Here is a 23,108-nt window from a genome sequence, read left to right as displayed (position 1 = left end):
CGGCCTCGGCGTCGGCCTCGGTGTCCGCGTCGGCCTCGGTGTCCGCGTCGGCCTCGGCGTCGGCCTCGGTGTCCGCGTCGGCCTCGGTGTCCGCGTCGGCCTCGGTGTCCGCGTCGGCCTCGGCGTCGGCGTCAGCGCGGGTGGCGGTGGCGGGCGATGCCGTGCCGCACGGACCGCATCGACACCACGGGGACGAGGCATGCGCTCTGGACGAGGCCGTCCGTACGACGGTCCAGGCCGCGCAGCAACCACCTGCTGAGGCGGAGGCGACGGCCCTCGCCGGCCTCTCCACGGCCCTGGTGCGGCCACCGGCCGCGAACCGCCGACCGTACCGGCTCCGCAGCAGACGTACGGGAAGGACCGCGCTCGTCCGCACCTCGCGGTGGCGCATCTAGACCTCTCGCCCGCAGCCGACTCCATACCGGCTGCCGCGCCACGGCACACACCCCCGGACGACTGACCGTCCGTCATGGGGCCGTGGCGCGAGATGAGCACGCATCACGCATTCATCGAGCGAGAGCGAAAGAGATGCAGTCACTGATGAATACCCCTGTCACTCCTGTCACCCCTGTCACGCCCGTCAGGCCCGACCGGTCCGCCCTGTCGGCGCTGGTGGGGAACACGCCGCTACTGCGGGTGTCCGAGCCGCTGACTCCCGCGGACCGCGGCTTCTGGGCCAAGCTGGAGGGCTTCAATCCCGGCGGCATCAAGGACCGTCCGGGTCTGCACATGGTCGAGCGGGCCCGCGCCCGCGGCGACCTGGGACCCGGCGCCCGGATCATCGAGTCCACCAGCGGCACCCTCGGCCTGGGCCTCGCCCTGGCCGGGATGGTCTACGGCCACCCCGTCACCCTGGTCACCGATCCGGGACTGGAGATGTCCATGACCCGGCTGCTGACCGCCTACGGCGCCCAGGTCAACGTGGTTTCCGAGCCCCACCCCACCGGCGGCTGGCAGCAGGCCCGCCGTGAGCGGGTCAAGGAGTTGATGGCGCGTCACTCGGGCTCATGGTGCCCGGACCAGTACAACAACCCGGACAACACCACCGCGTACACCCCGCTCGCCCTGGAGTTGGCGACGGAGATGGGCCACATCGACGTCCTGGTGTGCAGCGTGGGCACCGGCGGGCACTCCGCAGGCGTCTCCCGCGTACTGAAGCAGCTGTACCCCGAACTGAAGGTGGTCGGGGTCGACACCATCGGCTCCACGATCTTCGGGCAGCCGGCCCGGCCGCGGCTGATGCGGGGCCTGGGGTCGAGCATCTATCCCCGCAACGTCGCCTACGACAACTTCTCCGAGGTCCACTGGGTGGCCCCGGCCGAGGCGGTGTGGACCTGCCGCCAACTGGCCACCTCGCACTACGCCACCGGGGGGTGGAGCGTAGGGGCGGCTGCCCTGGTCGCCGGCTGGCTGGCCCGCACCATGCCCGCGGACACCCGGATCGCGGCGATCTTCCCCGACGGCCCGCAGCGCTACCTGGGCACGGTGTTCGACGACGACTACTGCGCCGCTCACGGCCTGCTGGACACCCCGCCCTCGCCCGAGCCCGAGGTGATCGGGCGGGCGGACGAGAAGGAGGTCACTCGCTGGACCCGGTGCCCCGCCGTGGTCGACCCACTCACGCTGACCGAGCCGTCGCAGGAGACCGACGTACGGGCCGAAGCGCGGGCCGACGTCGTGGGGGAGGGCCGGTGAAGAGCACCCTCGCACAGGTACGCACGTACGAGCGCAGCGTCCAGCTGTTGATGGTCAATCAATTCACCATCAACCTCGGCTTCTACATGCTGATGCCGTATCTGGCCGCCCATCTGTCCGGCACCCTCGGACTGGCCGGATGGGTCGTCGGACTCATCCTCGGCGTACGGAACTTCAGCCAGCAGGGCATGTTCCTCGTCGGCGGGACGCTCGCCGACCGGTTCGGCTACAAGCCGCTGATCGTGGCGGGATGCGTGCTGCGTACGGTTGGCTTCGCGACGCTCGGGCTGGTCGACTCGCTGGCCGCGCTGCTCGCCGCGTCGGCGGCGACCGGTCTCGCGGGAGCGCTGTTCAACCCGGCGGTACGGGCCTATCTCGCCGCGGACGCGGGGGAGCGCAGGGTCGAGGCGTTCGCGCTGTTCAACATCTTCTACCAGGCCGGGATCCTGCTGGGCCCGCTCGCGGGCATGCTGCTGACCGGGGTGGACTTCCGCGTCACCTGCCTGGTGTCGGCCGGGATCTTCGCGCTGCTGTCCGTGGTGCAGATCCGCGCCCTGCCCGCCCGCAAGGGCGAAGACCGCGAGGACCGGGAGGGCGACGGCCAGGAGAGCGTGCTCGCCCAGTGGCGCGGCATCCTCGCCAACCGGCCCTTCCTGCTCTTCTCCGGCGCCATGATCGGCTCGTACGTGCTGTCGTTCCAGGTCTATCTCGCGCTGCCGCTCGAGGTGCGCCGGCTCGGGGGCGAGGGCGAGTTCGGCACGGCGGCGGTGGCGTTGCTCTTCGCCGTCTCCGGCCTGAGCACGATCCTGGGGCAGACGAGGGTGACCGCCTGGTGCAAGGCCCGTTACGAGCCCGGCCAGTCGCTGACCCGGGGGCTCGCCGTCATGGGCGTCGCGTTCGTGCCGCTGCTGGTGGCCACGGCCGTGCCCGTACCCGAGTCCGGCGTCGGACTGTGGCTGCTGGCCGCGGTGCCGCCGACGCTCGCCGCGTTGCTGCTCGCGATCGGCACGATGATCGCCTACCCCTTCGAGATGGACACCATCGTCCGCCTCTCCGGTGACCGCCTCGTAGCCACGCACTACGGGCTCTACAACACCATCTGCGGGGTCGGTATCACCCTCGGGAACCTGCTCACCGGCGCCGCCCTGGACGCCGCCCGCGAGGCCGGCATGCCCGCGCTGCCGTGGATTTCCCTGCTCGCACTGGGCCTCGCCTGCGCGACCGCCCTGTACGGCCTGCACCGCACGGGCCGACTGGCGACCCCGGAGCCGCAGCCCCGCCCCGTCCCAGCCTGACCCACCTTCACGAACCGGGGGGCGGGCGCCGTCGAGCGCCCGCCCCTTCCGGGTTCAGCGCCCGCCCTCTGCGGGTTCAGCGCCCGCCCCTTCCGGGGCAGAAGCAACGCCGAGGGCTCAGGACACGGGCGCGGAGCTTGGTGGACGCACCGTACCCACTGGCCACACCCGGTTCACCGGGATTCCCCGCTTACCGGCCTCCGCGACGACGTCGGCCGTGCCGCCGTAGCCATGGGCGGGCAGCCCGTCCCATACGGCGAGCAGGGCATCGATGTCGTCGAGCATGAGCTCGCCGGCGACCATGAACGCGTGCCCGTCGGATGTGGCCAGGCCTGTCCGACGCACGGTGGAGGCGTGGGAGAGGAGGTGGTCGAAGTCGGCGTGGTGACGTGTCGGAAGAACAGATCTGTAGTCCTCGGCGGGAATGACCGCCTCGATGCTTCCGGCGTGCGCCAGGGCTTCGTACGCGCACCAGGTGTCCGGGCCGTCGGCAAGACACGTGACCACCACCAGGTCGCCATGCGAAGCGACGGCGTATCCCTCGATATGTGTGGCGAGTTGCTCTCGCACCGGCAGGGCGATCGCCTCGGGCAGCCCGCGGTGTCCGGTGATGCCGACCCTCATCAGTCCTCCTCGTGGTCGGATGACATCCGGACCAACTTCGGTGAAGTACCGCCGTATTGCCCGTGACGGCCGTGACGGCATGGACAGGTCATGGCCTCCTGGGTGAAAGCTTTTCCTCGCACCATTCGGCATGGTCCCGACATCCTCGACGGTAAGGAAGCGTCTGTGAGAACGCACCGCACCACGCGAAGAGCCACAGTCCTCGCCTCAGGCACCGTGCTGATCACCCTCCTCGCGGCGTTCCCCGCAGGGGCGGGCGCGTCCGACCTGCCGGTGGTGACCGCGAGCAGCGAGACCGCCGCGCTCTACGACGACGAGGCGGGCGGCAACGCCGATGCGGATGACCCGGCGATCTGGCGAAACGCCGCCGACCCCGGCCGCAGTCTCGTCGTCGCCACCGCCAAGGAGGGCGGCCTGCGCGTCTACGACCTGCGAGCGCGCCTGGCGCAGTCGCTGGCCGCACCGAAGCCGCCGGCGGAGGACGACGCCCCGGGCCGCTTCAACAACGTCGACCTCGTCTCCGGTCTGCGTACGTCGTCCGGCCGGGCCGATGTGGCGGTCGTGACCGACCGGGGCAATGACCGCCTGCGGATCTACCGCATCGATCCGTCCCGCCCGGACGGCCCGCTGACCGACATCACCGACCCGGCAGCCGCCCCGGTGTTCTCCGCCGACCAGGCCGAGATCAACGACCAGCGGACCGCGTACGGCTTGGCCACGTGGAAGGACAAGGCCACCGGGCGCACGTACGCCCTGGTCAGCCGGCGCGAACGTACCCGCCTCGCTCTGCTCGAACTCGTCCCCGCCGCGGGCGGCACGGTCGGTTACCGCAAGGTGCGCACGCTCGACCTCCCGTCCTCCTTCCGTCTGCCCGACGGCACGACGTGGAGCCCCTGCGCGGAACCCGGTGAACTCCCGCAGGTCGAGGGCATGGTCGTCGACCCGGCCACCGGCACTCTCTACGCCGGCCAGGAGGACATCGGCATCTGGCGGCTGCGCGCCGACCTCACCGGCAAGCCGGTCCTGATGGACAAGGTCAGGGAGTACGGCGTCCCCGGGACGTACGACGAGGAGACCGAGGAGTGCGCGCCGGGCGCCGACCCGGGCTTCGGCGGGAAGCGGCTGTCTGCCGACGTCGAGGGCCTGACCCTCTACCAGGAGAGCGACGGCGACGGCTACCTGCTCGCCTCCAGCCAGGGCGACAACACCTTCGCCCTGTACGACCGTGAGGTGAGCGAGGACAACGAGTACGAGGGCGGCTTTCGGATCGGCGCCGCCTCGGAGACCCTCGACAGCGTGGAGGAGTGCGACGGCGCCGCCGTCCTGAACGCCCCGCTGGGCGCCCGCTACCCGCGCGGCCTGCTCGTCGTCCAGGACGGCCAGGAGACGCCGGCGGTACCGGACGGGGAAGGCGGCACCCGTACCGCGACCGGCTTCAAGTTCGTCGATCTGGGTGACGTCGTGGACGCCGCCGACATGTGAACGGCCTGTGCGGCCGCCGGGGCGCGCCCCGGCGGCCGCACAGGCGCAGATCAGAGCTGGAACTCCGCGGGGTTCACTCCCAGCGCCGTGCAGGCCTCCCGGATGATCATCTGCTCGGCCGGGGAGAAGTCTCCGTCGGCACCCGCGATGACCATGCCGGTCTGGATCACCGCCCTCGCCTCGGTCGGCTTCTTGGCGGCCTTGGCGATGTCCTGCATCGCCTCGGCCTTGCCGTGCGGGAAGTTGTGGGTCAGCTGGTCCACATGCTTGTTGAAGCGCTGACGCAACTGCTCCGGCGGGAAGTTCTGCAGCACGTCATTGCTGAGGATCATCGACTCCACGTGCTGCCGCTCGGCCGGGTCCACATGCCCGTCGGCTGCCGCGACCAGTGCGCACATCGCCATGCTCGCGTCCCGGTACGCCCCGCTCTTCAGCTCGGTCTTGAGGGAGCCGAGTTGCGTCTTCAGTACGCTGACCAGCTGGGCGCGTGAACCACCGCCGGACCCCGCACCGCGGCTCCGTCCGCCGGTCGCGCCGCGCCCGCCCTGGGACTGCTGCAGGGTCTTGGCCTGGTCCTTGAGCCGGTCCCACATTGCCATGGATGTCACCTCGGTAGTTGAGTCATCGGTCGCAAACCCGCTCGCGCGCGCTCAAAGGACCAACGGCCGCCTCTGTGCAAAGGTTCCGCAAAGTGCGCCGCCCCTGCCGTCGTCCGGTGTTCCGTCCGCCACAGAGCCCAGCGCGCCGGAGTGCGCCTCATCCCTGCGGTGGGCCGTCGTGTCCGTCTGGGCCGTCGTGGGCCGGCTCGGGGCGGTGGATGCCGCGGGGGCGGTAGCCGAGGGCGTCGGAGCGGCCCAGCAGGTCGGCGAGGAGCCAGATGATCGCCAGCCACATCTCGGTGCCCTGGAGCCCTGGTTCCGGGCCCGGGCCGGAGGTCCCCGGACCGAAGCCGAAGCCCCGGCCGTCCTGCCAGCGCCGCAGGGCGGCGTCCAGTTGCCGCTCGGCCCAGGCGCGTATCTCGGCCGAGCGGTAGCCGCCGTCGCCGGTGCCTCCGCCCAACTGCCGGGTGCACAGCCACAGCGGATGGGCGACGTCCAGCACATTGCAGGCGTTCTCCTGCCCCGCGCCGAAGTGGCGGACGTCGCGGGCGTGGTCCAGGACCGCGTCCACGGCCCGCCGCGGGTGCGGCACCGGCAGCCCGAACTGTGCGAACGAGCCGCGCGTCAGCCGGTAGTAGCCGTTGACGACCTGCAGCCGCCCGGCCACGGGCGAGGGTCTGCCCCACATGCCGCTCCACGGATCCGCCCGGGTCAGCAGCCAGCCGAACAGGGCCTCCAGGCTGCCCGGTCGGGTGCCGTCGCCGTTCGCGTACCGCAGGTTCCAGTGGGCGGCCGTGGCCCAGGTGTCGATCCACGCCCCGGCTCCCCACGCGCCGTCGCGCCACGGCAAGCCCTCCAGACGCGCGATGAGTTGGCTCGCCGTCATCTCCCTTACGCCGCGCACCGGATGCGGGAAGGAGGAGCCCAGCAGATCGAGGGCGTAGCCGACGGACAGGACGTGGTAGAGCGCGGCGCCCTCGCCGAGGAAGCCGTCGTCGTCCGGCGCGGGCAGCGGTTCGCCGAACTCGGGCACCAGACCGGTGTCCGGGTCCTGCAGGGCGGCCAGGCGCTGGACATGGTCGCTCGTGTCGAGCTGTTCGGGAGCGGTGCCCAGCAGCAGGTCGGCGATCTCCACGGCATCGCAGTGCGCCCGTACCGTGGGCGCGGTCCCGGGCCGGTCGGCGTACCCCTCGCCGTCCCAGCACCGGCCGAGGACGTCGGCCGCCTGCGCGCGGGCGGTCTCGGCGAACCGGGCCAGAACATCGCCGTCGTGTCCCGTGCGGGCCGTGCGGGCCGTGCCAGCCGCGGAGGTCGCCTTGGCGTCCCGCCGGTCGCGGACCGGCCGTGCAGGGTTTCCGGCGGCCACCGTCCACGCCGGCAGGTCCTTGGTGACCACCGCCCCGGCGCCGATCACGCAGTGGTCACCGATGGTCACGCCGTCCACTACGACCACGTGCGACCCGATCCATACGTCGTCCCCGACGGTGATCCCCCGGCTGGAGTGCGGCTGCTGGAAGACCGGCCGGTCGGGAGCCATGGAGTGGTTGAAGCCGAGCAGCGAGGTGTGCGCGCCGATCCGCACCCCCTTCCCCAGCGCGACGGTGCCGCGCACGACTGTGAAGGGGTTGAGCGTGCAGTCGGTGCCGGTGGTCAACTCTCCGGTGACATAGGCGTGGGCGGCGATGTACGAGTCGTCCCCGAGCCGTAGTTGATCGGGGAACACCGCCGCCGACTGGGCGACGTAACACCGCTCACCCGTCTCGCTGTCCCCGCCGATCGACCGCTGCCGCTCCCGCTGCGCGGCGCGCTGTTCCTCCGTCGCCTCCTCCGCGAAGAGCCAGGGGCAGTGATCGAAGTGCTCTGCTGACAATTCCTGTCCAAGACCCATGAGCCGCACAGTAAGCAGCGGGACGCCCGTGGCGAAGCTGGCACCTGGGTCAAGGCCTGCCTGAATGCGGAGGACCGTCTTTCAATTGCTCTGAATCGGGGTGCGGTTGACCCGGACTGCGTGATCGTTGATGGACTGGCGGCCAGCCCTGCAGGGGCGGATGCCGGTCGTGACCGCATGATCACTGGGGGAAGAATGACCCGTCCGAGCAAGCCCGCCTTGACCCGCCGCACTGTGCTCGGCGGTACCGCGGCGGCCGGAGCCGGCGCGGCGCTGGCGTCCGGCAGCGCCGCAGCGGCGGATTCCGGCCGCCACCGCCCGCTGGACCAAGCATCGATCGACGCTGCCGCCGCGCGGCTCGACAGCGATCTGATCGCGCTGCGGCGTGATCTGCACCAGCATCCCGAGACGGCGGGGCAGGAACTCCGTACCGCCGCCGAGGTGGCCGACCGGCTCCGTGCAGCCGGGCTTGCGGTGACCACCGGCGTGGGCGGCAACGGAGTCGTCGCCGTACTCAAGGGGGCGCGCCCCGGACGTACGGTGGCCTACCGGGCCGACATGGACGCGGTGCCGCCGGACGGGATCGTCACGGGAGGCACCGAGGCGGCCCACGTCTGCGGGCATGACATCCACACCACGGTGGGTGTCGGCGTCGCGCAGGTGCTGGCACAGCTGAGGCACCGGCTCAGCGGGACGGTGGTCTTCTTCTTCCAGCCCGGTGAGGAGGCCCTTGTGGGCGCTCGCGCGATGATCGACGCCGGTGTGCTGGAGTGGACCCGCCCCGAGGAGATCCACGCGCTGCACTGCGGCCCGTTTCCGGTGGGGCAGTTCGCGGTGACACCAGGCAGCGGACTGCCGGGCCAGGACCGTGCGGTGATCACGCTGACGGGGCCGGACACGACCGAGTCGGCGCGGCGGCTGGCCGCGGAGATCGGTGGGCTCGCCACGGTGGCACCCCCGCAGACGCCCGCGGACCTGGAGCGGATGGTCGCGGCGGTGCAGACGCCGGACGGTCCGCTGGCCCGGTTCGTCGTCACCCGCGCCAGGGCGAAGGAGGCCGACGCCGAAGGCAGGGCCGAGGTGCAGGTGTCGTACCGCTGCTGGCCCGAGGAGCGGTACGTCGAGGTGCGCGAGGAGATCCGCCGGCTGGCGAAGCCGTACGCAGGGGCCCTGGTGAGTTTCCCCGCTGATCCGTTCCCGGCCATGGTCTGTCCGGAGAAGGAGGCGCATGCCGTGGCACGGCATCTGCGCCGGGTGCTCGGCCCCGGCGGGGTGACGGTGCTGCACGCGGCGTTCCCCTTCAACGGCGAGGACTTCGCGCTGTTCCTCGACCGCATACCCGGCACCTACACCTTCCTCGGCGTCCGTGCCCCGGGCGCCGGCATCACGAGCAGCTACCCGCACTATGGCGACTTCGACCCTGATGAGCGGGCCATCGGTATGGGCGTCCGCGCGATGTCGGGCTGGCTCGCCGCGCGCGCCCGGGCGTGACCGACCCGGGTTGACCAGGGGCACACCTGCGACGGCTGCCGACTTCGACACGCGTTCGACTGTGGCAGCCAGAAAGACGCGCTTCACTGGTCTCGTGGAACTCGTTGAGCGACCGATCAAGTGGGACCAGCAGAAACATGCGGTCGGCACGGAGTCTCATCAACAGCGCTGCGCCTGGGGTGCTCCTTGTAGCCGCGCAGCGAGTTGGAGCGTTCATGTGACGGACAAGGGCGGCGACAGCTGGTGGGCTGTCTGCGAGGAACACCGTGCCTCGTCGGTGGTCTTGAACGCCATGCGTCCGGCTGAGTAGCGCAGGCTTCCTCTCGCCGCCGGCGACCTCTCAGTCGTCTGATCAGGCTCGGCCTCGGCCTTGGCCTCTTGCCGTCGGCCGTGTGGCGGTCGGGTGATCCTGTTGGGTGTTGGCTTTGAGCAGGGCCGCGCCCAGTGGGGTCAGGGTGTGCAGCACGGTGGTGGTGTGCCTGTGGCTGGTGATCAGGTGGGCGTTGCGCAGTGACGTGGTGTGGTGGGTGGCGGTCGCCGGTGAGATGCCGAGCGCGCGGGCGAGTTCTCCGGTGGTGGCCCCGGCGGCGATGAGGTGCAGGGTGGCGGCGCGGGTGCGGCCGAGCAGAGCAGCCAGTGTGGCCTGAGCCGAGGGATCGGCCGGCTGGGGCGGCGCCTCGTGGAGGAGCGGGTAGAGCAGTACGGGCGGCAGGCCAGGATCGGCCAGTGAGACGGGGGTGCCCCAGCAGAAGTAGGAGGGGATCAACACCAGGCCGCGGCCGTTGAGGTGGAGATCGCGCTCGGCGGCCGAGTAGTCGACCGTCAGCACCGGGGCCCGCCAGCGTACGCGGGGGCCCAGTCGGCGTAAGAGGGCTTCGGCACCCTGGTCGATGAGGCCGCGGGCGAGGTCGGAGCGTGTCGCGTCCAGGCGGGCCTGGAGGATTTCGGTATGCGGCGCGATGAGCGCGTCGTGGTAGGCGCGCAGCGCGCGGACCAGGTCGCCGCGGGTCTCCCGGTCGGCCAAGGCCGGTGCCCAGGCCGGGGCGCCGCTGACCCGGGCGAGGATGCCGACTTCGCGCAGGACCCGCCGACGGGGGGTGGCCACAATGGCCTCCAGGCCGGCGTCCAGGCCTTCGCCGGCCTGGGCGGGGGTGAGGAAGTCCGGGAAGTAGGCAGCGCGAGGGAAGAGCGGGAGCAGCAGGGTGCGCACCATGCAGTCCAGGCCGCGGTCCTGGAGTTCAGTGCGGGCCGTGCGATACCAGCCGGCGTAGGCCCAGCGCCCGCGGCGGGTCTGGAACCGGTGCAGGCTGAAGGCGAGGGCAGGGCCTCTCGGCAGCTCGGGGATGCGAATCGAACCGAGCAATGCCGGGAGGCCCTGTCGCCGTCTTCGAGATGAACGGGGCTGTCCAGGACGACTCCGACGCCGTGATCACACCGGCCGCACCAAGACCATCTCGCTCGCGACCAGCCGTCACAGGACAGCCGTCAGGTTGAGCGGATGGTCGAACAGGATGTGAGGAGGACGCGGGCGATTTCTGCGGCGAGCGGATGGCTCTGTTCTTCCAGCTCGACATCCCCCCGGGACTTGGAGCCTTTCGGCGGAGACCACTTGCCGGCCTTTCACTGCCGCACGCACAACGACGCATCCGACCCCCAGTCGGCTGACGGCCGGCTCGTGCCTGGGCACTGGGACGCTCCGCAGCCGCCCTACCCGCGTCCGTTCCGGCGCGTGCTGCTCCAACGCCACGCGGCGCTGTCGGCCGCGGAAGTCGAACCATCCCTGTGTGCCCTGCCGCTGACTCTGCAACGAGGTCTACCTGCTGGCGTGCCCAGGCCCGCCGCGACCCGGCGGCGGTGTGGCCGGTGAACCGGAACTGATTCGCCCAAAGGGCCCCTGAACAGCCAAAAGGCCCTTCCGAAGAAGGGCCGAGGCGCGGCGCCCCCGGCAGGACTCGAACCTGCGGCCAAGCGCTTAGAAGGCGCCTGCTCTATCCACTGAGCTACGGGGGCCGGGTGTGGTGGCCTGTGGCACTGATGCCCGGGTGTGGGCGGATCCGTGACCTCGCCGGGGACAAGGATAGGGCTCCCGGGTCCTTGTCCCTGGTGCTTCGCCTCCGTGGCTCAATGTGGAGGTTCGGTGAAGCGGTCCCGATAATCGCAGGCAGGTGCGAATCGTGCATCGCTTTTGGCGCCTCACGCCCCGGGTGTTGTGCACTCGTTATGCCTGCGCCCCAGTCGTCCCTTCCGCCCCGTGTGTCTGATCGGCGCGCAGACATGCTCATATGCTTCAGAAAGCATCCGAAATTGGGCATTCTTCGCATGTGGTGACCTTGGACGTACGGCCTCAGCTGCTCGATGCACTCTCCGCCCTGCGCGACCGCGTCGCCGCCGCACGCTTTCCGCTGCCCCTGGCGGGGGCTCCACGCGCGCGTGCCAATCGCGACGAACTGCTCGCGCAGCTCGACGACTATTTGGTGCCCCGGTTGAAGGATCCCGAAGCGCCGTTGCTCGCCGTCGTCGGGGGGTCCACCGGCGCCGGGAAGTCGACGCTCGTCAACTCCCTCGTGGGGCGGCGCGTCAGCGAGGCGGGGGTGCTGCGGCCCACGACACGCACTCCGGTGCTGGTGTGCCATCCGGAGGATCATCACTGGTTCAGCGGTATGCGCGTACTGCCCGCCCTCAAGCGCGCGTGGGCGCCTCAACGGGGGACCGGGGACAACATGTTCCTGCCGGGCGAGGAGGGCTCGCGCGTGCTGCGTATCGAGACCGTCGACACCCTCCCGCGCGGGCTCGCTCTCCTCGACGCGCCCGACGTCGACTCCCTGGTCGCCGACAACCGGGTGCTCGCCGCCGAGCTGATCTGCGCGGCCGACATCTGGGTCATGGTCACCACGGCCGCGCGGTACGCCGACGCCGTCCCCTGGCATCTGCTGCGCACCGCCAAGGAGCACGACGTCACACTCGTCACCGTCCTCGACCGGGTACCGCACCAGGTGGTGACCGAGGTGTCGCGGCAGTACGGCGCCCTGCTCACCAAGGCGGGGCTCGGCGAGGTGCCCCGCTTCACCGTGCCCGAGCTGCCCGAGTCCGCATGGGGTGGGGGGCTGCTTCCGGCCACCGCGGTGGCGGAATTGCGCGAGTGGCTCACCTATCTGGCTCAGGAGCCCGGGGCCCGGCAGCAGGCGATGGCGCGTACGGCGTACGGGGTACTCAACTCGCTGAAGTCGCGGATGCCCGAGCTGGCCAGCGCCGCGGCCGCGCAGTACGCCGCCGCGCTGCGGCTCACCGCGGCCGTCGACGGGGCGTACGACAGCGAGCACACGCGCGTGCGGAACCGTTTGCAGGCCGGGGCCGTGCTCGCCGGAGACGCGCTGAAGCGGTGGCGCAGCTATCCGCTGGACTGCACCGCCGGCGAACTGCTCGACGCGCTCGTCGAGAGCCTGGCCGCGCTGCTGCTGTGTGCGGTCACCGCCGCCGACGAGCGGATCGACGAGGCCTGGCGGCGCGAACCCGCGGCCCGCGCGCCTGGCCTGATGGACCGTGATCCGTCGCTGGAGGGAGCCGAACACCGGATCGGGATGACCGTACGACGGTGGCGGCGGGTCCTCGAGGAATACGCGGAGGAAGAACTGCGCCCCTTCGACAAGGGCTCCGCGCCGGACGCCGAGGTGGTGGCCGCGCTGGTCGCCACCGCGCTTCTGGGCGGCCGCAGGGCGCGGTCCGCGGGCGAAGGCCTCGCCGAGCGGATCGGAGCGCACCGTGCCCTGCGGCTGCGCGACCAGGGCGGCCGGCTGCTCACCGAGTACCTCGGCCAGGCCCTGCGCACCGAACGAGACCGCCGGCTCGCCCCGCTCGACGCCCTCGACGTACAACCGGAACCCCAGGCCGAACTCATCGCCGCGCTGTCCGTACTGCAGAAGGAGAGGTGACCGCGGTGACTGCCGTCACGGACCACTGGGATCACTCGGATCACACCGGAGACAACGAGGGACGCGGAGAACGCGGGAGACGTGAGGGACGTGAGGGACGGGGAGGGCCCGGGGGACATGAGGGACGCGAGGGACGTCGGGGTCGCGGGAAGGGTGAGCACGCGCGCGTGGCGGACGAGGACGACGGTTCCGAGGCTGACCCCAGGGACGGGGCCGACGACGCATCCGTTGACGCGGACTCCGAGACCGCCTGGGACGACGGGCTGATCGCGCGGCGCGTGTCCGACACGGCCGAGGGGCAGGCCATGCCGGAGAAGGTCGTGGACACCAAGCCGCCGACGGTGACCCCTCTCGCGTACGACGGGTCGCTACGGTCCCGTCTCGACGCGCTTCGCGAACTGGTGGGGCTGTCCCGGACCCGCCTCGACAGCAAGACGCTCGCCGAGGCGGGCCGGGTCCTCGACGAGGCCGCGGCGCGGCGCCGGCTCTCCGGGCAGCACACCGTCGTCGCCATCGCCGGAGCCACCGGCAGCGGCAAGTCGCAGCTCTTCAACGCGCTCGCCGGCGTGGCCATTTCGGAGACCGGAGTACGCAGACCGACCACCGCCGCGCCCATCGCGTGCAGCTGGAGCGACGGCGCGGCGAGCCTCATCGACCGGATCGGCATCCCGGGGCGGCTGCGGCGACGCCCCTTGCAGAGCCCGGAGGCCGAGGCGCAGTTGGGCGGGCTCGTCCTCATCGACCTGCCCGACCACGACTCCGCGGCCGTCCAGCACCGCGAGCACGTGGACCGCATCCTGGCGCTCGTCGACGCCGTCATCTGGGTCGTCGATCCCGAGAAGTACGCCGACGCCGTGCTGCACGAGCGCTACCTGCGGCCCATGGCGGGGCACGCCGAGGTCATCTTCGTGGTCCTCAATCAGGTCGACCGGCTGCCCGGAGAGGCCGCCGACCAGGTCCTCGACGACCTCAGGCGACTGCTCGACGAGGACGGGATCGCGCTCGGTGAGTACGGCGAACCGGGCGCGAGCGTGCTCGCGCTGTCCGCCCTCACCGGGGACGGCGTCGGGGAACTGCGCGAGGCGCTCGGCCACTTCGTGGCCAGGCGGGCAGCCGCGACACGCCGGATCTCCGCCGACCTGGACGCGGCGGCGGCGCGACTGTGGCCCGTCTACGCGACCGAGCGCCGGACCGGGCTCAGCGAGGAGGCACGGGAAGAGTTCGCCGACCGGCTCGCGGACGCGGTGGGCGCCACGGCCGCGGGTGAGGCCGCCGAGCGCGCCTGGCTCCGCAACGCCAACCGTGCGTGCGGCACGCCCTGGTTGCGGCTGTGGCGCTGGTGCCAGGACCGTTACGACCTCATGCCCGGGCGCCTCCCCGTACGGACGCAGGCGGACGAGGAGGCCACGGCGCGTCAGCGCGTCGAGCAGGCCGTGCGCACGGTGGTCGAGCAGGCCGCCGGCGGGCTGCCCACGCCCTGGGCGCAGGCGGTGCGGGAGGCAGCCGTGCGAGGAGCGCAGGGGCTGCCGGAGGAGCTGGACGAGCTGGCGGCACGGGCCGGTTCTCCGGCCGGACGACCGCCGCGACCTGGCTGGTGGCCGGCCGCCGTACTGGCGCAGGCATCCATGACGATCTTCCAAGTCATCGGTGGGCTCTGGCTGTTGGGGCAGATCATCGGCTTCATGTCGCCCAATCTCGGGGTGCCGGTGCTGCTGATGGCGATCGGCATCGTGGGCGGGCCGTTGGTCGAGTGGGCCTGCAAACTGGCGGCGCGCGGGCCGGCACGGAGGTACGGGCAGGAGGCGGAACAACGATTGCGGGAGGCGGCCGCGAGCTGCGGCCGGGCCAACGTGCTGGATCCGGTGGCGGCGGAGCTGCTGCGCTATCAGGAGGTACGGGAGCAGTACGCACGGGTCACGGGGGTCGGGGCTTCGGTCGGATGAGAGGGGCGGGCCCCATTCGGTGGGACGAGGGTGGGCCGGGTCCGTTTCGGTGGGATGAGGAGGCCGGGCCCGCTTCGATGAGGCATTGCCCCTCCATCGGGTGAAGGAGTTGTCCACAACTGGGCGGTGGCCCACAGCGCTCAGCGGGCTCGGGCCGGCGGAGGCAGTCTGAGGTCGCGGCGATCGCACCGCGGTCGTGGCGACAGACGCAGCCGTGCGGGACGGGCCCGTACGCATGTGGGCACGGGAGGGGTTCGAGATGAACGAGACGATGGTGTGCGTGGTGGGGAACGTCGCTACGCAGCCGGTGTACCGGGAGACGGCGACGGGAGCGTCGGCGAGGTTTCGGCTGGCGGTGACGCAGCGGTACTGGGACCGCGAGAAGAACGGGTGGACGGACGGGCACACCAATTTCTTCACGGTGTGGACCAAGCGGGCGCTGGCGACGAATGTGCAGGCGTCCCTGACCGTGGGCGATCCGGTAGTCGTCCAGGGCCGGTTGAAGGTCCGCTCCGAGCAGCGGGACGGGCAGTCATGGACGTACGCGGACATCGAGGCGTCCGCGCTCGGCCACGATCTGTCGCGCGGCACCGCCGCGTTCCGGCGGGCTTCCAAGGGGGAGGCGGCGTCGGCCGCGACGTCCCGGCCGGAGCCCAACTGGCAGACGGGGACGGGAGCCCGCCCGGATGCCACGGCCCAACAGCAGCCGGAGCCAGCATTGGTGACATGACGTCAAATGTCGTTGCTGTGCCGATAGGCCCAGCTCGCATCCGACGGGCGATAACGATTCCGAGTCGGATCGGTTATCCGATGGGATCACTGGGGAATGCGGTGCGACCCCGTCCCTAGGATGCCGGGCATAGCTCTTGTGGCTTGTGATTCTGCTGGTGGGACCGTAACCCCCCACGTCAACGGGTCCTGCTCGAAGGGAAATTCGTGCTTTCTTCGTTCTCTGCGTTGTCCGCGCGCGGGCTGGGCGCTGCCCGCCTCGCCGTGGCGGCGCTGGTGTCCGGGCTCGTCGTGGTGGGTGTGATGACCACCGCGGGTACGGCCGCCGCCGACGAGATCCCGCAGAACCATGGCGGCGCGACCGCCACCATAGGTGGCCTCAAGACGTCCGGGCCCGCTGTCATCCACGACAACGGCGAGGACAGGCAGGTGTCCGCGGGTCTGTTCGAGATGTTCGTCGACGACGGCGGCGCTCTGCAGACCTACTGCATCGACATCAACAGCCCGACGCAGAAGGACGCCAAGTACCAGGAGACGTCCTGGAGCGGTACGTCGCTGAACGGCAACCCCGACGCGGGCAAGATCCGCTGGATCCTGCAGAACTCCTATCCGCAGGTGAACGACCTCGCGGCGCTGGCCGGGAAGGCGGGCGCTAGCGGGCTCACCGAGCAGGACGCGGCGGTCGGCACGCAGGTGGCGATCTGGCGCTACTCGGACGGCGTCGACGTGGATGCGGTGAACCCGCGGGCGGAGAAGCTCGCCGACTATCTGCAGAAGCATGCGCGGAACGTGGCGGAGCCGGAGGCCTCGCTGACCCTGGATCCGCCCGCGGTCTCCGGGCACGACGGTGGGATGCTCGGCCCCGTGACGGTGCACACCAACGCGGACAGCGTGAGCGTGACGCCGCCCGCCGACGCTGCCAGCGGGGTGAAGGTCGTCGGCGAGGACGGCAAGGTCATCACGTCCGCGGCCAACGGCAGCCGGCTCTTCTTCGACGTGCCCGAGGACGCCGCGGACGGCTCGGCCGCGCTGACGGTTCAGGCCTCGACCACCGTCCCGGTCGGCCGGGCCTTCGCCTCAGAGAGCAGGAGCCAGACACAGATCCTCGCGGGCTCCAGCGAGTCGACGGTCTCCGCGACGGCGTCCGCGTCCTGGGCCGGGAAGGGCGCCATACCCGCGCTGTCGGCCGAGAAGAACTGCGCCAAGGGCGGCGTGGACATCACGGGGGTCAATCAGGGCGACGAGCCGTTCACCTTCGAGCTGATGGGGATCGAGCGCACCATCGAGGCGCGCGCGACGCAGACGGTGACGATCCCGTTGCAGGAGGATCAGGCGTACGACTTCACGATCAAGGGGCCGAACGGGTACGAGGAGCGCTTCAAGGGCGTGCTCGACTGCAGGACGCAGAGCAGCGCCGGCGGTGAGAGCACCCAGACGCTGAGCGAGCCGAGCCCGGCCTCGGCGGGCGGCACCTCCACCGCCACCGGGGGCGTCGATCTCGCGGAGACCGGCTCCTCCAGCGCCACGCCGGTGATAGCCGGGATCGCGATCGCCCTGCTCGCGATCGGTGGTGCCGCGGTGTTCCTGGTCCGCAAGCAGAAGACGCCGACGCGGGACTGACGGGGTGCGCACCTACTCGCCCCCGGCGCTCGGTGGTGGCCCGACCTGACCTGGGCACGGGCGATCACTGAGCCACACCGGCCAGCAGCCAGCGCCGCACGGGAACTTCGAGCAGAACGCGGCCTCCGCCCTGTTCGCGCGGGGCGGAGACATCCCATCCGTACTTCGCGGCGAAGGCGTCCGTGATCCTCTTCGGGAACGGGCCGCGGTGCAGCACCGCCTCCCCCTCGGCCACGACAGGAAACCGGCCGTCCTCCAACGTCAGGGAGACCCGCGAGAACTTCTCGACATTGCGGACCTTGACCGAACGTCCGTCCGCGCCGATCCACCAACTGCCCTGCAAGAAGACGAACCAGACCGGCGTCACATGGGGAGACCCGTCCGGACGCACGGTGCACAGCCAGGCGTGCTTCTCCTGAGCCAGACGGTCGCGCACAGCGGCCCCGGGCGGAGACAGCGGGGACAGGGGAGACACGGGATCACTCATGGACCCATCTCACCCGCACCCCCGCCGCGGCGCCTCGGTCCGAGGGCCCGGGACACATCGGGCTTGCGCCCTACTCCGATGGGACCAGGCCATGTTGCGGAGGTCCAGGTCCCTCACGGGAGGCAATTGCGCTCACGGATAAGTGCTGTAGGGACGCGGGTACTGTGGGGCGGGTTTGTTTGCCTGGACTACGGCGTAGGTGACCGAAGTTGCCACGGCTACCAAGACGATTCCCGCGATCTTCTGGACGAACGAGTTCTCGATCGACCTCACTCCAAAGGCGAGGAGCACGAGGAAGCCAACGGCCAGCAGAGCCATGAGTATTGATGAAGCGGACATCGAATTACTCCCCCGACTGGATAACTCGCGTGCGCGGTGTCAACGCTTCTCCTGGATCAAGGCATTGTCAATCACGCAGAACGCCGACTCGGAAGCGGGAGTCGCGGCAGTGGCGCAGCTCGGGGCCGGCCAGTGGAGCATTCAATCATTCAGCCGGCGAAGTCGATCAGCATCACGAGGATACAGAGAATGAGAAGCACGCCGGAGCAGATGGCGATCGTCAGGGATGTTCTGCCGCTGGTCATTTGGCCGGGGGTCGTGACATTGGTCAGATCCTGCGGATCGTAGATCACTTCCAAGGCGCCACCGATCGAGGCAGGCGGCCACTGGAACGGACCGACACTCGTCCGCAGATCGCCCGCCTCCGTGGTGAAGCGCACGAGGAGAAACGTCTGCCCGTTGTCGTTCTGCACATTCTCGCATCTCGCACTGGTGCGTATCCCGCGCTTGCGCAGCAGTCGTCCCCGCCTGTTTATGACTGCCGAAAGGATCAAAAAAAGCTTGCTATAACAGCAACCGGAATAGCCGGACCGCCCATCACCCACCTCCACAGGTCGAGCATGTTGCCAGACGTGCCAGTGCGATCGTAAGTGGTCAGAGTGATGATTATGCGGCCGCAGATGGTCAGTTGTGGCTGTACAGCAGCGAAGGACAGCAGCTATCGCGACCTCAGCTGACCATGCGCGACCATGAGTCGTCGCTTCCAAGTGAGTGGAGCTACGGGCCCTACTGGGTGTCAGGCCGGCGGCGTGCGAAGAGAATTCCCCCGAGCGTGCTCTCGGCAGAGGTGAGAGTCATCCGTGCCTCGACCGTGAAGCCGGCATCGTTGAGCCAGGCGGCCACTTCCTGGTCCGCATAGCTCGTGGCGACGGTGTCGTACGACGTGCGGGTGTCTTCTAACCAGCCTTCAGTGGTCATGCCGGGACACGGTAGGTCAGGGGCCGTTCATCTCTGCATTGCACCCCCGCTGGAGCGGGCGGAACATGAAGAGAAGGAGGCAGTCTTCTGTGCGTGCGGTGCACCGAAGGAGATGGGGATCGTGGATCTCATCCTGCGCCCAGGTACTGCGAACGATGCCGCGGAGTGCGGCAGGATCTGTTACGAGGCCTTCGCCGGAATCGCTCGTGAGCATGGCTTTCCGCCCGACGTGCCCAGTCCCGACGTGGGTGTCGCGCTGATTGAGATGGCGCTGACCAACCCGGGGTTCTACAGCGTCATCGCCGAGCTCGATGGGCGCATCGTGGGAAGCAATTTTCTGGACGAACGCTCCCCGACCGTAGGGGTCGGCCCCATCACCATTGATCCCGCTGTTCAGAACCGGGGTATCGGCCGACGGCTGATGCACGATGTGGTGGACCGGGCTGCCGAGCGGGGGGCGCCGGGAATCCGGTTGCTGCAGAGCGGGTATCACACCAGATCGTTTTCGCTGTACGTCAGCCTGGGATTCGTGTTCCGGGAGACTGTGGCCTGCGTGCAGGGGCAGCCGATCCTGCGCGAGATGCCCGGACACACCGTCCGGGAAGCCACGGACGCGGACCTCCACGCCTGTAACGAGCTGTGCCGACGGGTTCACGGCGTCGACCGTGGCGGCGAGGTCGCCGACGCACTGAAACAGGGCACGGCCCGTGTCGTCGAGCGCGAAGGGCGCGTGACCGGATACGCCACGGACCTGGCGTTCTTCGCGCACGCCGTGGCCGAGACCACCCCAGACCTGCAGGCCCTGATCGCCTCGGCGCCCGCATTCGGCGGACCCGGCATCCTCGTGCCCGCAAGTAACAGCCCGCTGCTGCAATGGTGTCTGGCGAGCGGCCTCGGCGTGGTGCAGCTGATGAGCCTGATGAGCATCGGTCTCTACAACGAGCCCGACGGCGCGTACCTGCCCTCGATTCTCTACTGACCAGAGTCTGCCGATCTCCACTGACGAGAGTCTGCCGAGTGATCGTCCCTGGGCCGTCCCTGGGTCGTCCCCGGGGCGCCCATGCGCCGTCCAAGGCCCCGGAGGGCGCTCAACGGCGACCGGCAGTGACGGGCGGGCCACCGCCGCCGGCAGTGAAACCCCAGGTCAGAGGCACCCGAACATACGGGTTTCCCCCCAGGGGTGGCGGTCGGGCAAGATGGGGTGTATTGCCCCCTGCCGATTTCAAGCGTCCCGGACGGTTTCTCTTGGCTGAGTTCATTTACACCATGCGCAAGGCGCGCAAGGCGCACGGCGACAAGGTGATTCTCGACGACGTCACCCTGAGCTTCCTGCCGGGAGCGAAGATCGGCGTTGTCGGTCCGAACGGTGCCGGTAAGTCGACCGTCCTCAAGATCATGGCCGGTCTGGAGCAGCCGTCGAACGGTGACGCGTTCCTGTCGCCCGGTTACAGCGTCGGCATGCTGCTGCAGGAGCCGCCGCTGGACGAGTCCAAGTCGGTCCTGGAGAACGTGCAGGACGGCGCCGCCGAGATCATGGGCAAGCTCAAGCGCTTCAACGAGGTCGCCGAGCTCATGGCGACCGACTACTCGGACGCGCTCATGGAGGAGATGGGCAAGCTCCAGGACGACCTGGACCACGCCAACGCGTGGGACCTCGACGCCCAGCTGGAGCAGGCCATGGACGCGCTGGGCTGCCCGCCCGGTGACTGGCCCGTCACCAACCTCTCCGGTGGCGAGAAGCGCCGTGTCGCGCTCTGCAAGCTGCTGATCGAGGCCCCCGACCTCCTGCTGCTCGACGAGCCCACCAACCACCTGGACGCCGAGTCCGTGCAGTGGCTGGAGCAGCACCTCGCGAAGTACCCCGGCACCGTCGTCGCCGTCACCCACGACCGGTACTTCCTCGACAACGTCGCGGGCTGGATCCTGGAGCTCGACCGTGGCCGGGCCATTGGCTACGAGGGCAACTACTCCGTCTACCTGGAGAAGAAGCAGTCCCGCCTCAAGGTCGAGGGCCAGAAGGACGCCAAGCGCGCCAAGCGGCTCAAGGAAGAGCTCGAGTGGGTCCGGTCCAACGCCAAGGGGCGTCAGGCCAAGTCCAAGGCGCGTCTCACCCGCTACGAGGAGATGGCCGCCGAGGCGGACAAGATGCGGAAGCTGGACTTCGAGGAGATCCAGATCCCGCCGGGTCCGCGTCTGGGCAGCATCGTGGTCGAGATCAACAACCTCTCCAAGGCCTTCGGGGAAAAGGTCCTCATCGACAACCTTTCCTTCACGCTGCCGCGCAACGGCATCGTCGGCGTCATCGGTCCGAACGGCGCTGGCAAGACCACGCTCTTCAAGATGATCCAGGGCCTGGAGACGCCGGACTCCGGCGAGATCAAGGTCGGCGAGACCGTCAAGATCTCGTACGTCGACCAGAGCCGCGAGAACATCGACCCCAAGAAGACGCTGTGGGCCGTCGTCTCCGACGAACTGGACTACATCAACGTCGGGCAGGTCGAGATGCCGTCCCGGGCGTACGTCTCCGCCTTCGGCTTCAAGGGCCCGGACCAGCAGAAGCCGGCCGGAGTGCTCTCCGGCGGTGAGCGCAACCGGCTGAACCTCGCGCTCACCCTCAAGCAGGGCGGCAACCTGCTGCTCCTCGACGAGCCGACCAACGACCTGGACGTCGAGACGCTGTCGTCGCTGGAGAACGCGCTGCTGGAGTTCCCGGGTGCCGCCGTGGTCGTCTCCCACGACCGCTGGTTCCTGGACCGGGTGGCGACGCACATCCTCGCGTACGAGGGCGACTCCAAGTGGTTCTGGTTCGAGGGCAACTTCGAGTCGTACGAGAAGAACAAGATCGAGCGGCTGGGCCCGGACGCCGCGCGTCCGCACCGCGCCACCTACAAGAAGCTGACCCGGGGCTGATCTTGCGGCACATCTACCGCTGCCCGCTGCGCTGGGCGGACATGGACGCGTACGGCCACATCAACAACGTGGTCTTCCTCCGCTATCTGGAAGAGGCGCGCATCGACTTCCTGTTCCGCCCGGACAAGGATTTCCAGCAGGGGTCCGTGGTGGCACGCCATGAGATCGACTACAAGCAGCAGCTGGTGCACCGGCACACGCCGGTGGACGTCGAGCTGTGGGTCACGCAGATCAGGGCGGCGTCGTTCACCGTCACGTACGAGGTCAAGGACCCGGACCAGGTGTATGTCCGGGCCTCGACGGTGATCGTGCCGTTCGACTTCGAGGCGCAGCGGCCGCGCCGTATCACCGCCGAGGAGCGGGCCTTCCTCGAGGAGTACACCGACGACGAGGACGATCCGGCGGGGGCCGTCGCGGCATGACGGTTCTGCACCTCGCGGACGACGGGGAGGCGGCGGATCTTGCCGCCTTCCTCGCTCGGTTGATCCACTACGACCGTGCGGCCGCGGTGCGGCTGCAGGTGTCGGGGACGACGCTCGCGGTGTTCGGGCGGCCGCCGTCGTTCGAGGTGCTCGCGATCCGCACGGCACGGCTCGCGAAGCCGTACGAGAACGGGCTCGACGCCTCGCTCGACGTCACCGTCTCGGCCGGTGAACTCCTGGAGTCCATCGACGAGTCGGCGGCCACGGCCGTCGTCCCGGCCGCCGTCACCGGCCCGCCGTGGGCCGGGATGCTGCCGCCCCGCGGTGGCTGGCGGCAGGAGCCGGGGCTGCCCGGACTGGACACGGTGCGGGCGATGGTGGCTGAGGCGGTCGCCGAATTCCGCTCTCGCATCGGAGAGTTGACGACCGAGCAGCGTACCCGGGCCGAACTGGACCGGATCGGGCGGGAGATCTGGTCCCGGCCGATCGGTGACACCGGCCTGCCGGTGCGGGCGGCGCACGCGGCGCAGTCACTGGGCTTCCTGAGGCCCGTGGCACGCGCGACCGTGCCCGACGAGTCGGCATGGGCGCTGCTCTCGTCGGGCACATGGCTCAGGCTGCGTACGCCGTACGGGTCGATCGCCGTACGCAGGGCGGGACTCGGGGCGTTGGACGTCAGCGTGCGCTGACCCTCCCGCGACGGCGTGCGCCGACCCGCTACACGAGCGGCCACAGCG

The 23,108-nt window shown here is 70.0% G+C and carries 20 protein-coding genes and 1 tRNA gene; 12 read left to right on the top strand and 9 right to left on the bottom strand.

What is annotated here, in order from left to right; all coding sequences use genetic code 11:
* A partial coding sequence (locus FE633_RS47430) for a hypothetical protein (RefSeq protein WP_212747279.1) occupies positions 1-391 on the bottom strand: 391 nt, incomplete at its 3' end.
* A 149-nt stretch (positions 392-540) separates the two neighbouring features.
* Between FE633_RS47430 and FE633_RS25840 the strand changes: the two genes are divergently transcribed.
* Entirely contained in the window at positions 541-1,695 is a 1,155-nt protein-coding gene (locus FE633_RS25840; protein ID WP_138047585.1) for a PLP-dependent cysteine synthase family protein, read from the top strand.
* On the top strand, positions 1,692-2,990 hold the full coding sequence (locus FE633_RS25835; RefSeq protein ID WP_138047584.1) for an MFS transporter: 1,299 nt from the start codon (positions 1,692-1,694) through the stop codon (positions 2,988-2,990). Before FE633_RS25840 ends, FE633_RS25835 begins: the two co-directional genes overlap by 4 nt.
* A gap of 117 nt (positions 2,991-3,107) precedes the next feature.
* On the opposite strand, the gene FE633_RS25830 is transcribed toward FE633_RS25835, so the two are convergent.
* Entirely contained in the window at positions 3,108-3,614 is a 507-nt protein-coding gene (locus FE633_RS25830; RefSeq protein WP_138047583.1) for a hypothetical protein, read from the bottom strand.
* A gap of 165 nt (positions 3,615-3,779) precedes the next feature.
* On the opposite strand from FE633_RS25830, the gene FE633_RS25825 reads away from it, so the two are divergent.
* Entirely contained in the window at positions 3,780-5,096 is a 1,317-nt protein-coding gene (locus FE633_RS25825; RefSeq protein ID WP_138047582.1) for a phytase, read from the top strand.
* A 50-nt stretch (positions 5,097-5,146) separates the two neighbouring features.
* Here FE633_RS25825 and FE633_RS25820 read toward each other — a convergent pair whose 3' ends face one another.
* Both FE633_RS25820 and FE633_RS25815 read right to left on the bottom strand, forming a co-directional pair.
* On the bottom strand, positions 5,147-5,695 hold the full coding sequence (locus tag FE633_RS25820; RefSeq protein ID WP_138047581.1) for a tellurite resistance TerB family protein: 549 nt from the start codon (positions 5,693-5,695) through the stop codon (positions 5,147-5,149).
* Between the two features lie 157 nt (positions 5,696-5,852).
* Positions 5,853-7,583, bottom strand: coding sequence for an acyltransferase (locus FE633_RS25815; RefSeq protein ID WP_138047580.1), 1,731 nt, complete (start codon positions 7,581-7,583; stop codon positions 5,853-5,855).
* A 195-nt stretch (positions 7,584-7,778) separates the two neighbouring features.
* Between FE633_RS25815 and FE633_RS25810 the strand changes: the two genes are divergently transcribed.
* A complete protein-coding gene (locus tag FE633_RS25810) occupies positions 7,779-9,074 on the top strand; it encodes a M20 metallopeptidase family protein (RefSeq protein WP_138047579.1) in 1,296 nt (431 codons plus the stop codon).
* Positions 9,075-9,426: 352 nt separating this feature from the next.
* On the opposite strand, the gene FE633_RS25805 is transcribed toward FE633_RS25810, so the two are convergent.
* Together FE633_RS25805 and FE633_RS25800 are read right to left on the bottom strand one after the other, a co-directional pair.
* Positions 9,427-10,437, bottom strand: coding sequence for an ArsR/SmtB family transcription factor (locus tag FE633_RS25805; RefSeq protein WP_138047578.1), 1,011 nt, complete (start codon positions 10,435-10,437; stop codon positions 9,427-9,429).
* A 574-nt stretch (positions 10,438-11,011) separates the two neighbouring features.
* Positions 11,012-11,084: transfer RNA gene (locus tag FE633_RS25800), tRNA-Arg, on the bottom strand.
* 311 nt (positions 11,085-11,395) lie between these two features.
* On the opposite strand from FE633_RS25800, the gene FE633_RS25795 reads away from it, so the two are divergent.
* The 4 genes from FE633_RS25795 to FE633_RS25780 all read left to right on the top strand — a co-directional run bounded on the left by FE633_RS25795 (position 11,396) and on the right by FE633_RS25780 (position 17,295).
* Positions 11,396-13,003, top strand: coding sequence for a dynamin family protein (locus FE633_RS25795; RefSeq protein ID WP_171060120.1), 1,608 nt, complete (start codon positions 11,396-11,398; stop codon positions 13,001-13,003).
* A complete protein-coding gene (locus FE633_RS25790; RefSeq protein ID WP_425473226.1) occupies positions 13,000-14,946 on the top strand; it encodes a YfjP family GTPase in 1,947 nt (648 codons plus the stop codon). The genes FE633_RS25795 and FE633_RS25790 overlap by 4 nt, the downstream gene beginning before the upstream one ends.
* Positions 14,947-15,205: 259 nt before the next feature.
* The gene (locus FE633_RS25785; protein WP_138047637.1) at positions 15,206-15,676 is read left to right on the top strand and encodes a single-stranded DNA-binding protein; all 471 of its coding nucleotides are present in this window, start codon (positions 15,206-15,208) and stop codon (positions 15,674-15,676) included.
* A 206-nt stretch (positions 15,677-15,882) separates the two neighbouring features.
* Positions 15,883-17,295 carry a Cys-Gln thioester bond-forming surface protein gene (locus tag FE633_RS25780; RefSeq protein ID WP_171060119.1) on the top strand — a complete coding sequence of 471 codons (1,413 nt, stop codon included), beginning with the start codon at positions 15,883-15,885 and terminating at the stop codon, positions 17,293-17,295.
* A 64-nt stretch (positions 17,296-17,359) separates the two neighbouring features.
* Here FE633_RS25780 and FE633_RS25775 read toward each other — a convergent pair whose 3' ends face one another.
* The 3 genes from FE633_RS25775 to FE633_RS47860 form a co-directional block, all read right to left on the bottom strand.
* Positions 17,360-17,782, bottom strand: a complete 423-nt coding sequence (locus FE633_RS25775) for a pyridoxamine 5'-phosphate oxidase family protein (RefSeq protein WP_138047575.1) — start codon at positions 17,780-17,782, stop codon at positions 17,360-17,362.
* A gap of 488 nt (positions 17,783-18,270) precedes the next feature.
* Positions 18,271-18,534, bottom strand: coding sequence for a hypothetical protein (locus FE633_RS25770; RefSeq protein WP_138047574.1), 264 nt, complete (start codon positions 18,532-18,534; stop codon positions 18,271-18,273).
* Between the two features lie 313 nt (positions 18,535-18,847).
* Positions 18,848-19,039, bottom strand: a complete 192-nt coding sequence (locus tag FE633_RS47860) for a hypothetical protein (RefSeq protein WP_212747278.1) — start codon at positions 19,037-19,039, stop codon at positions 18,848-18,850.
* 112 nt (positions 19,040-19,151) lie between these two features.
* Here FE633_RS47860 and FE633_RS25760 point away from each other — a divergent pair, with 112 nt between their 5' ends.
* The 4 genes from FE633_RS25760 (at position 19,152) to FE633_RS25745 (ending at position 23,060) form a co-directional block, all read left to right on the top strand.
* Positions 19,152-20,018, top strand: a complete 867-nt coding sequence (locus FE633_RS25760; RefSeq protein ID WP_138047573.1) for a GNAT family N-acetyltransferase — start codon at positions 19,152-19,154, stop codon at positions 20,016-20,018.
* A gap of 266 nt (positions 20,019-20,284) precedes the next feature.
* The gene (gene ettA, locus FE633_RS25755; RefSeq protein WP_138047572.1) at positions 20,285-21,949 is read left to right on the top strand and encodes an energy-dependent translational throttle protein EttA; all 1,665 of its coding nucleotides are present in this window, start codon (positions 20,285-20,287) and stop codon (positions 21,947-21,949) included.
* A 2-nt stretch (positions 21,950-21,951) separates the two neighbouring features.
* Entirely contained in the window at positions 21,952-22,371 is a 420-nt protein-coding gene (locus FE633_RS25750) for an acyl-CoA thioesterase (protein ID WP_138047571.1), read from the top strand.
* Complete coding sequence (locus tag FE633_RS25745; RefSeq protein ID WP_138047635.1) at positions 22,368-23,060, top strand: DUF8010 domain-containing protein; 693 nt, start codon at positions 22,368-22,370, stop codon at positions 23,058-23,060. The genes FE633_RS25750 and FE633_RS25745 overlap by 4 nt, the downstream gene beginning before the upstream one ends.
* The last annotated feature ends 48 nt before the right edge of the window (positions 23,061-23,108 follow it).

The sequence above is a fragment of the Streptomyces montanus genome, from assembly GCF_005786655.1.
In the GTDB taxonomy this organism is placed as follows: domain Bacteria; phylum Actinomycetota; class Actinomycetes; order Streptomycetales; family Streptomycetaceae; genus Streptomyces; species Streptomyces sporangiiformans.
This window is presented reverse-complemented; position numbering and strand designations above follow the sequence as displayed.

Bases quoted from the DNA above. Each gene is read 5' to 3' on its own strand.
- FE633_RS25840 (WP_138047585.1), top strand. From the start codon at position 541: ATGAATACCCCTGTCACTCCTGTCACCCCTGTCACGCCCGTCAGGCCC.
- FE633_RS25830 (WP_138047583.1), bottom strand. From the start codon at position 3,614: ATGAGGGTCGGCATCACCGGACACCGCGGGCTGCCCGAGGCGATCGCC.
- FE633_RS25820 (WP_138047581.1), bottom strand. From the start codon at position 5,695: ATGGCAATGTGGGACCGGCTCAAGGACCAGGCCAAGACCCTGCAGCAG.
- FE633_RS25815 (WP_138047580.1), bottom strand. From the start codon at position 7,583: ATGGGTCTTGGACAGGAATTGTCAGCAGAGCACTTCGATCACTGCCCC.
- FE633_RS25810 (WP_138047579.1), top strand. From the start codon at position 7,779: ATGACCCGTCCGAGCAAGCCCGCCTTGACCCGCCGCACTGTGCTCGGC.
- FE633_RS25785 (WP_138047637.1), top strand. From the start codon at position 15,206: ATGAACGAGACGATGGTGTGCGTGGTGGGGAACGTCGCTACGCAGCCG.
- FE633_RS25775 (WP_138047575.1), bottom strand. From the start codon at position 17,782: ATGAGTGATCCCGTGTCTCCCCTGTCCCCGCTGTCTCCGCCCGGGGCC.
- FE633_RS47860 (WP_212747278.1), bottom strand. From the start codon at position 19,039: ATGACCACTGAAGGCTGGTTAGAAGACACCCGCACGTCGTACGACACC.
- FE633_RS25760 (WP_138047573.1), top strand. From the start codon at position 19,152: ATGGGGATCGTGGATCTCATCCTGCGCCCAGGTACTGCGAACGATGCC.
- FE633_RS25745 (WP_138047635.1), top strand. From the start codon at position 22,368: ATGACGGTTCTGCACCTCGCGGACGACGGGGAGGCGGCGGATCTTGCC.